Origin of the sequence: Bergeriella denitrificans NBRC 102155, from assembly GCF_001592185.1 — a bacterium.
GTDB lineage: Bacteria > Pseudomonadota > Gammaproteobacteria > Burkholderiales > Neisseriaceae > Neisseria > Neisseria denitrificans.
Genome location: NZ_BCWL01000176.1, coordinates 1 through 4,540 on the forward strand (window position 1 = coordinate 1; position 4,540 = coordinate 4,540).

Genomic DNA, 4,540 nt, shown 5'->3' on the forward strand with positions numbered 1-4,540 from the left:
TGAGTGCATTTGTAGTGTGTAGGTTAGGTTGACAACCCGACCTACGGCTTATTCTGAAAAAAGTAAGAGGCCGTCTGAAAATTTCAGACGGCCTTGAAAATCAAAGATTGATACTCACAGCGATCCGTAAGAATGCAAGCCGCTGAGGAACATGTTTACGCCGATAAAGGCGAAGGCGGTGACGAAGAGGCCGATAATCGCCCACCAGGCGAGGACGCGGCCGCGCCAGCCGGCGACGAGGCGCAGGTGCAGCCAAACGGCGTAGTTGAGCCAGACAATGAATGCCCAGGTTTCTTTCGGATCCCAGCTCCAATAGCGTCCCCATGCGTCGGCCGCCCACAGTGCGCCGAGGATGGTGGCGATGGTGAAAAAGAGGAAGCCGACGGCGATGGCTTTGTACATGACTTCTTCGATGACTTGCGATTGCGGCAGCCAGGATTTTTTGCCGGCTTCTTCGCTGCGTATGGCCCACAGTTCGGCGATACCGAGCATGGCGGCGATACAGAATGCGCCGTAGCCGATGAAGTTGGCGGGAACGTGGATTTTCATCCACCATGATTGCAGGGCGGGAATCAGCGGTTGGATGACGTGGGCTTCGCGGGATACGCTGTACCATAAAACGAAGCCGACGACGACGGCCATAAAGGTGAAAACGAAGCCGCCGAGTTTTTGTACGGCGAAACGGCCTTCGTAGTAGAGATACATCAGCGCGGTAATCACCAAAAACAAGATGAATACTTCATACAGGTTGGATACGGGAATGTGTCCGGCGTCGGGGCGCAACAAATAGCTTTCGTGCCAGCGCACCAAGAGGCCGGTGAAACCGGCGACGGCGGAAATCCAGCCGAACACCGTACCCATGCCGAGCAGGGTGTTGCTTTGGGTGTTTTGCTTGACGGCAATCGCCGCGCCGAGGATATAGGCAAACAGGGCGAAGAGGATAAAGGCACACTGCCACATAATCGCCGATTGGCTGCTCAGGAAAAATTTGAGTAAAAAACCGTCTGAATTCTGTATGCTGCCGCCGTAGAGGACGACGGCGGCATAAGCCAGCAGCATGGTCAGCGGGGTAAACCAGCGCATGGGCTTGAAAAACCAGCCCAGGAAAACGGCGGTGGCGGCACTGCTCCACAGAATCGCGGTTTCGTATGCGTCCATGCGGTGCCCCATCCTGTATTGGGCGAAAAGTGCGGCTGCGGCCATAAGGAGGGCAAACAGCCAGTCTGCTGCGCCGAGGCTGCGGATAAAGGATTTCTGGGTCAGCAGCGCGTGCTCCGGCACGGTTTTAGTGTGGTCGGTCATGGTTCAAATCCTTGGCCAGCTGTTGCAGGCGTTGGGTGTGTTGCGGAAATTCTTTCTGTAAATCGCGCTCGTTGCGGCTGGACGACATGGCAAAGCGGATACGGCCGTCTGAAAATAAAAGCCACGCGCGTTTTTCACGGATATAAAACATGAATACCGTGCCGAGTACCAGCAATACCGAACCGAGGTACACCAAGGACGCGCCGGGCGAGCGGGTCATCTGCAGGCCGGAGGAGCGCACTTCGGTATAGCCGTCAAGCTGGAGCAGCATCGGCGCGGGGTATTCGGTCAGGCCGGTATAGGCATCCATGCTGTGTAAAAGGAAGCGTTGGCGCGCCTCGTCTTGCGGCCAGCCGCCGAGATTGTATTTTTGCAGGGTCTCGTCGAGTACGGCATTCATCACGCCGAACAGCATTTGGTAGAAATAACCCTGCATTTTTTCCTGCTCGGCCTGCGGAATGTTTTGTGTGACGAACTGGTCGAGTGCCAGATAGCCGCCTTGTGCGAACACGGATAAGGTGTTGGCCGCCGCCAAGCTGAATTGCTCGCGGATGTCGGCGGGCGCGCCTCGTGTGGCTTGGGCGACGGCTTTCTTACGCGCGTCCCCGTCGCGCAATAATTCGCGCATGGCCATGAAGGTATCGATTTTGCCGTCTCTGTCCATCGGAATGCGCAGCCAGCGGTATTGCTGGTCGAGGCCTTTGCGCGTACCGGTGATGAAGAAGTAGTCTTCTTCCTGCTTAATCGGCAGCATGTAGTTTTTGTATTCCACCGCCTGGCCTGCATTATCGCGGATACGGTAGATGACGGAGGGTCCGATATTGGTAAACCGCTTGTTTTCTTGGGTAACGGCGCGAACATCATTGATGGTGTTTTGCAGACTTTGCGCTTGGTTTTCAGACGGCTTACTCATGTCTTCGACGTTGAGCGCGGTAAATTGGTCAAACTCCAGCTTGTAGGCGGTATCGCCGATATTGAGCGGAAACTCGCGCATGGATGTCGCTTTGAGGGTAACCGGCTCGCGGTCCGGATCGGCCAAGTTCCAAGCTTTGAATTTCAAATCGGAGCCGCCGTCGGCAAAGCTGGCCTGGTAGATGGTAATGCCGTGCAGGGTCAGCGGGTGGTTGACGCGGATGGTCTGCTCGATTTTTTCGCCGGTGGCTTTGTCGGTCACTTCCAAATCGCTGGCGAAATCACGCGGCATACCGGTATTGTAGAAGTCGATGTGGAATTTTTTCAGCTTGACCTCAAACGGCAAGTCCTGCACCAGCATGCCGGAATCGGCATTGAGGAAAACCACGTCGGCACTCTGTCCTTCGGTGATGTTGACGTTGCCGCGGAACGACAGGTTGCCTGCGCCCAATACACTTTCGGGTTTGAAGTCTTTGGCATACATGGCGTTGTTGTCGGGCACGATACGGCCGGTAAGCATACCGATTTTCAGCAGCAGGTTGCTGTCGATCAGGCCGCCCAAGCAAATCACAATCAAAGCGGCATGGGCGAAAATATAGCCCCATTTATTCATTGCGCCTTTTTTGGCGGCGACCAGCACCGAACCGTCTTCGCGGGCAACGGTTTTGGCGGAAAAGCCCTGCACTTCCAAATAACGTGCGGCGACCTCGGGGGAAAGGTTGTCTTCCAGCAGCACGGAATGGCGCATGGCAGCCAAGGATTTTTCTTTAGCGTTTTCCCGGTAGGATTTGATTTCCCGCAGGAAGGGCGGCACGTTGCGTGTCAGGCACAGACCGGTGGAAATGACCAAAAACAGCATGATGACGACGAACCATGCGGAAGCATAAACGTCATACAGGCCGAGAAATTGGTAAATCTGCGACCAAAAAGGGCCGAATTTGACCAGATAGTTGGCCGCGGGCTGGTTTTGCTGCAAGACCGTACCGATGACGGAGGCAACACCCAAAAGGCTCAGCAGAGCCACGGCAAAACGCATGGAGCTGAGAAAGGCGAACCACGGGCGGCGGATCAGGGGCACGGATTTGGCGGACTGGCTCATGGTATGTCTGACGGAAAATAAAAGTCGGGCAAAACCGTTATCATGAAGCAAAACGGGCGGCACTGCAATTTGAAAAAACTTATAAGGCTTTCAGACAGCGGGAATGAGTAGGGTCTGTTGACATTTCGTTCGCAAAGTCGGGTTTTGAGGCAAAAAATGCAGATGCAAGGAAAAAACGCAGCAAGGTTGAAAGCCTTGCGAGGATTTGTGACGCAGCAGATGCGTTTTTTGACCAAAAAACGACCGCATGACGAATGGTCAACAGACCCTAAAGGCCGTCTGAAAAAGTGAGGAGCGTAAGGCAGGGGATGTAACGGTCGTAGGGCGGAATAAGAAAAGCTGTTTAAAAAAACAGAAGCCTGAGGCCTTTGAAATTCAGTAATCTGCCTCTTCCCACATTACCCACAAATTTCAGACGGCCTGAATCGGCAAAGGCCGTCTGAAACGATTTGACCTTCAATCAAACCGGTTTTCAGACGGCCTTAACATTCCAACCGAGCCCGATTAATACAAACCTTGGATAAAGTTGGCTACGGCGTTGACTTCATCGTCGGACATGCGCTTGGCGATGTCGATCATAATGTTGTTGCTGCGCTGGCCGGCCTTATACGCTTTCATTTGGTCAACGATGTAGGCTTTGTGCTGGCCGCCCAAACGCGGATAGCCGGACAATTCCGTACCGCCGGCAGGCATACCCGCACCGGCCGGGCCGTGGCAGGACATGCAGGCCGGGATTTTCTGTTCGGGCAGGCCGCCGCGGTAGATTTTCGCGCCCAGCTCGATGTCTTCTTTAGGATTGGCTTCGCCCGGCTTGGCCTGCTGTTTGGCGTAGTAGGCGGATACGTTGCGGATGTCTTGCTCAGACAGGTTCATCACCATCGGCTTCATCGCGGCGGAAGAGCCGTTGGTGCGTTTGCCGTCTTTGATGTCGAGGGTTTGCTGGTAGATGTAGGCTGCGTGTTGCGCCGCAACTTTCGGATACATGGCAATGCCGCTGTTGCCGTCTGCCGCGTGACAGGCAGCGCAGATATTGGTGGCGATTTCTTTGCCTTTGTTTACATCTGCTTTCGGGGCGGCCGATACTGCGCCCGCAGTCAAGGCCAATGCCAATAAAGTCAATCGTTTCATGGAGTGCTCCTGTTACAGCATTGCCTACCTGCCAATGCCCTTTTTATATTCGAATGCGGGAATACAGTCGGTGAAATTCAATCCTGCTACAGCGTTGGC

The 4,540-nt window shown here is 54.5% G+C and carries 3 protein-coding genes; all 3 read right to left on the bottom strand.

Annotated elements, in window-relative coordinates:
* Positions 1-114: 114 nt before the first annotated feature.
* Positions 115-1,302 carry a c-type cytochrome biogenesis protein CcsB gene (gene ccsB, locus BDE01S_RS08585; RefSeq protein ID WP_066080224.1) on the bottom strand — a complete coding sequence of 396 codons (1,188 nt, stop codon included), beginning with the start codon at positions 1,300-1,302 and terminating at the stop codon, positions 115-117.
* Positions 1,286-3,250 carry a cytochrome c biogenesis protein ResB gene (locus tag BDE01S_RS08590; protein WP_066080230.1) on the bottom strand — a complete coding sequence of 655 codons (1,965 nt, stop codon included), beginning with the start codon at positions 3,248-3,250 and terminating at the stop codon, positions 1,286-1,288. The genes ccsB and BDE01S_RS08590 overlap by 17 nt, the downstream gene beginning before the upstream one ends.
* 567 nt (positions 3,251-3,817) lie before the next feature.
* The gene (locus BDE01S_RS08595; RefSeq protein ID WP_066080227.1) at positions 3,818-4,441 is read right to left on the bottom strand and encodes a c-type cytochrome; all 624 of its coding nucleotides are present in this window, start codon (positions 4,439-4,441) and stop codon (positions 3,818-3,820) included.
* Positions 4,442-4,540 lie beyond the last annotated feature (99 nt).

Bases quoted from the DNA above. Each gene is read 5' to 3' on its own strand.
- BDE01S_RS08595 (WP_066080227.1), bottom strand. From the start codon at position 4,441: ATGAAACGATTGACTTTATTGGCATTGGCCTTGACTGCGGGCGCAGTA.
- BDE01S_RS08590 (WP_066080230.1), bottom strand. From the start codon at position 3,250: ATGCGTTTTGCCGTGGCTCTGCTGAGCCTTTTGGGTGTTGCCTCCGTC.
- ccsB (WP_066080224.1), bottom strand. From the start codon at position 1,302: ATGACCGACCACACTAAAACCGTGCCGGAGCACGCGCTGCTGACCCAG.